The 4,095-nt window shown below is 66.8% G+C and carries 4 protein-coding genes; 1 reads left to right on the top strand and 3 read right to left on the bottom strand.

Annotated elements, in window-relative coordinates; all coding sequences use genetic code 11:
- A partial coding sequence (locus JL475_RS38295) for a helicase associated domain-containing protein (RefSeq protein ID WP_202282819.1) occupies nt 1–1,311 on the top strand: 1,311 nt, incomplete at its 5' end.
- A gap of 317 nt (nt 1,312–1,628) precedes the next feature.
- Here JL475_RS38295 and JL475_RS38290 read toward each other — a convergent pair.
- From JL475_RS38290 to JL475_RS38280, 3 genes are read right to left on the bottom strand one after another with little or no spacing between them, the layout of a single operon-like run.
- On the bottom strand, nt 1,629–2,252 hold the full coding sequence (locus JL475_RS38290) for a hypothetical protein (RefSeq protein WP_202282818.1): 624 nt from the start codon (nt 2,250–2,252) through the stop codon (nt 1,629–1,631).
- Nucleotides 2,249–2,776, bottom strand: a complete 528-nt coding sequence (locus JL475_RS38285) for an RNA polymerase sigma factor (protein ID WP_202282817.1) — start codon at nt 2,774–2,776, stop codon at nt 2,249–2,251. The genes JL475_RS38290 and JL475_RS38285 overlap by 4 nt, the downstream gene beginning before the upstream one ends.
- Nucleotides 2,773–3,054, bottom strand: a complete 282-nt coding sequence (locus tag JL475_RS38280) for a hypothetical protein (protein ID WP_202282816.1) — start codon at nt 3,052–3,054, stop codon at nt 2,773–2,775. The genes JL475_RS38285 and JL475_RS38280 overlap by 4 nt, the downstream gene beginning before the upstream one ends.
- Nucleotides 3,055–4,095: the final 1,041 nt, after the last annotated feature.

The following is a 4,095-nucleotide window of genomic DNA, read 5'->3' as shown; positions in this document are numbered from 1 at the left end:
GGCTCCACAAAGGTCGCCAGGATCATCGTGCCGGTCTTCCTGGAGCCGGGCGAGGACCCGACCGACATGGTCGCCAGTGCCTCGTTCCGCCCCCTGGTCGCCGTTTTGCAGGGCCTGCGCTCGCACGATGAGCGCCTGGTGGAGCAGCTCGCCTCCCGCGCGCTCACCAGCGGAAAGCGCACCGTGCACGTCCGGCGCGATGAGGACGGGCGGATCATCGGGGCCGGCGGCGAGGGCGAGGACCAGGAGCAGGACGACACCCAGGCCGCCGTCGAGTCGGCCCTGCTCCACTTCTCCTCTCCCCGGGATGCCGCCACCATCGCCGCGTTCCTGCGCACCCGGGTCTACCGGCCCGAGTCCCTGGTGTGGCTGGAGGGCTACCAGGCCCTGCTGCGGTGGCGGGCGGAGAACGAGATCACCGGCCTGCACGCCGTTCCCTATGACGTCGAGGTCGAAGTCGGGGTGACGAAGGACTTTCCGCTGGGCAGGTGGGTGCACCAGCAGAGGAAGGCGCTGCGGGCCGGGGAACTGGAGGAGCGCCGCAAGACCCTGCTGGACTTGCCGGAGGCCGGGATGGTGTGGGAGCCGGGTGAGGAGGCGTGGGAGAGCAAGCTCGCCGCGTTGCGGTCGTACCGGCGCGCCACGGGGCACCTTGCTCCGCGGCAGGACGCGGTGTGGGGTGAGGGCGAGGCGATGGTGCCGGTGGGGCAGCACATGGCCAACCTGCGCAGGAAGGGGGGCCTGGGGAAGGACGCAGAGCGGGCCGCCGTGCGCGCGCAGCAGCTGACGGCCCTCGACGAGGACTGGAACTGTCCCTGGCCGCTGGACTGGCAGCGGCACTACCGCGTCCTCGCCGACCTCGCCACCGACGAACCAGGGGGCCACCTGCCCGACATCCAGCCGGGTGTGCTGATGGACGGCGACGACCTGGGGAAGTGGCTGAAGCGACAGAAACAGCCGGGCACCTGGAAGCAGCTGTCGGAAGAGCAGCAGGAACGGCTCTCCGCGCTGGGCGTGCAGCCGCTTGAGGCGCCGTCTCCGGCCCCGGCAGCCGGGCGTGCGGCGAAGGGGCCGGGCAAGGCACAGCAAGCCTTCCAACGCGGCCTGACCGCCCTCGCGCAATGGGTCGAACGGGAAGGCGCCCACCGGCCGGTACCACGCGGCCACAGCGAACAGATCACGCTCGACTGCAAGACGGAGCCGGTGACCGTGAAGCTCGGTGTGTGGGTCTCCAACACCAAATCGAGGCGCGACAAGCTCAGCGCGGAGCAGTTGGAGGCGCTGCGGGAGCTGGGCATGCCGTGGGTGTAGGCCCGTCTGCTGGCCGGCGGGCTGTACGAGAGGACCGTGCCAGTACCGCAGTCGGCACAGTGCCCCTGTGTGATTGTGGCGGGGCACGCTTCTGACACTTTGTTGGCTTCGTCTGGTCATTGCGAGGGCTCGTCTTCGCGAGCGATCTCTGCTGGGTGCGTGAGTCGTTTTGCGGTGCTGGAAATGCGGCAGCGGCCCGCCGGTGTGGCGGGCCGCTGCCTCAACGAGTCGTTGTGCCTCAGCGTGAGGCACTCATGATGGGTCTGCCTATAGAGCGGCTCCCGGTTCCTTGGGGCATGGCAGAAGAGTGTTGCGCATCAGCGCCGCCTTCCGTCTGTCATGCGATCGGGGTGCTGCAAGTACTCCTTGATCTCCCTCACTAGCTGTTTCGCGTCTTCGCTCAGCTCTGGGTTTGCTGCAGCACTCAATGCCAGTTGAATGGCTGCGAACGTGTGTGACCCGGCAGTTGTTCTGCTGGTTTTCCACACATACAGTGCTGCACTTTTTTCCAGTTCCGAGGTTGGAGAGTCAGCTACTGAGTTCTCTTGCTCCTGCCTTTCGGTATGAAGCATTTCGAGGTAGTCCCGCGCGTCCTGGTCACCTCGTTCTGCTGCCCATTGCCACCAGTTGAGTGCCTCCGCGTCGCGGTCTAGGTACTCCAGGAGCTCCGCGATTCGGCGGGTTTCTTGTGCGGTGGTTTTCCGTGCGCACTCGCGTGCCAGCAGGAGTACGAGTTCGCTCTTAGCTTCGGTGTGCTCTCGGTCGTCCGGGCAGGGGGCGGGGGCCGGGGGCCAGCCGGCGAGCTGGCCCCCCTCCGCCTGTGCCGAGTCCTCGGGTGTCCGCGAACTCCTCGTAAGCGCCTGCTCGGAGCGTTCGAGCAGGGCCCATACGGCGAGGAGCCGGATGGTGTTCTTCCTGTTTTCCTTGTCCCAGGTGCTCATGCGGTTCCCTCCTCGCCGGTCTCGTTGACGAACTTCTTCAGGTTCTTGATGGCCATGCGGATGTTGCGCTTCACCGACTCCTCCTTAAGGCGCAGGCGCTTCCCGGCGTCTTCAGGGCTGAGGTCCTGGAGAACGCACAGGGTGATGACCTGCCGCTGCCGGTCGGGAAGTTTGGCGACTAGTTCATCGATACCCTCTTTGATCATTTCGTAGGCGGCATCGGGGATGCCGATCTGGGATTCCTGCTCGGGCAGGTCTTGTAACGGTGCAGGAGTCATGCGCTGGTTACGCCGGAATTGGTCGATCACCGTGTTCCTGACCGCGGTGCGGCCGTAGGCGGCCCGGTTTCCGGGCCGCGCTACGATTTTTTCCCACGACGTGAACATGCGCATGTACGCGACCTGCACAGCATCTTCCGCGCTGTGCAGGTCGCCGCCTGCTTCGGCCCGGGCCACGCGGGAGAACGCCGCGCTGGTTTCGAGGACGAACGCCTCGAAGTCCGTGCCCCGGTCGGGCTCGGTCACGCGGCCTCCCGCGTGACGATCGCCGGTTGGCCCTGCTCCGAGTGCTTGTAGAACAGCCAGGCCGGCTGCCCTTCCTCGAAGCGGGCCGCGGCCCCGCCCTCCGGCAGCGCCGCCGCCATCGCGATCATCGTCGCGCGCTGTTCGCGCTCCGTGCGGGCCTGCAGGTACGTCTTCAGGCACGTCTCCACTGCGCTCTTGGTACGGCGCAGCGCGTAGTACGCCAGGAACATCAGCGGGACCGAGATCCCACCCGCTCCCATCCACTTGAGCCAGGTCACCAGACCGGCCTCCCATCATCGACTCGTTGATGAGGGCGTTGACGCCCTCACCCTCTTACACGCGCCGGGGTGCCTGAATCCGGATGCCACGGACCAACTTTTTTCCCACCAACCTCAGTTGTCGCGAGAGACCCCCTTTGATCAGCGGAAACACAAGTCGCCGCCGATCGAAATGAGGCAGGCCACCCGCGGGGACCCCGCCTGGAGGACCGGCGCCCGGTGTCCCTCGACGAAGGGGCGAGCTGCGGATCTTCGGACGTGCTCACCGTCGTGAGCATCGGCGCTGCCGGATCCGCTTCGTGTGCTGGCGGGGTGTTGTTGCATCACTTCGGTGAGGTAACAACATCAACCTCACCGCTGGAGCGTGCATGCCGGCGGATGGCGCGCGCCAGGCGGGGACGGTAGCGGCCATGACGGCCCGGACGGTCGCGCGCCTCGGTGCGTCGCCCGCGCTGTGGAGCTGTCCTGGAGGCCCTGGGGCCGATGTGCGGGGCTTGGGGACGACGAAGCCGGCACCCCGAGTAGCGGAGGCCGGCGTCGTGCGGACAGATCACGCGCCAACGTAGATCTGCCGGTGTCCCTGTCAGCGTCGGTTGCAGCCAGTAGCAGTTCAAGGACGTTCGCGGGCCGGGAGCACCGGCCTCGTCGTGTTCTGAGGCCCACCATCACTCATAGACAGGGGCTGCGGCAAGCAGAGCATGGACACAGATGGACCATTCGCGTGCAGTGCGCAGTCGGAGCTCACGGCACGGTGGCCGCTGCCCTGGTCGCCCGGTCTGCGAGGGGCGAAAGGAGATGCGGCGGTGAGAACCGCTCCCTTGGACACCACCGAACCAATCAACGGGCATTGGCGGCATAAGGGTTGTTCCGGTCGGCGATCTTTCTGCGGGAGACGGCGTGGGGCTGGAATGATGGAGGCATGCCCGGCACGAGCGGCGACGCCAATCGCCCCTGTGCCAAAGGGATTGGGTGCGGCTCCTTCCGAGGGAAAGTCGTTGATCAGGCGTCGAGTTGGTAGTGGTGCTGGTCGGGGTAGGTGCG

Origin of the sequence: Streptomyces sp. M2CJ-2, from assembly GCF_016757295.1 — a bacterium.
Lineage (GTDB): Bacteria > Actinomycetota > Actinomycetes > Streptomycetales > Streptomycetaceae > Streptomyces.
Note: the sequence above shows the minus strand (reverse complement) of the source record. Positions and strands in the feature narration are given on the sequence as shown.

What these genes read in the sequence shown, in the direction of transcription:
- JL475_RS38290 (WP_202282818.1), bottom strand. Translation starts at nt 2,252, where the DNA reads ATGAGCACCTGGGACAAGGAAAACAGGAAGAACACCATCCGGCTCCTC.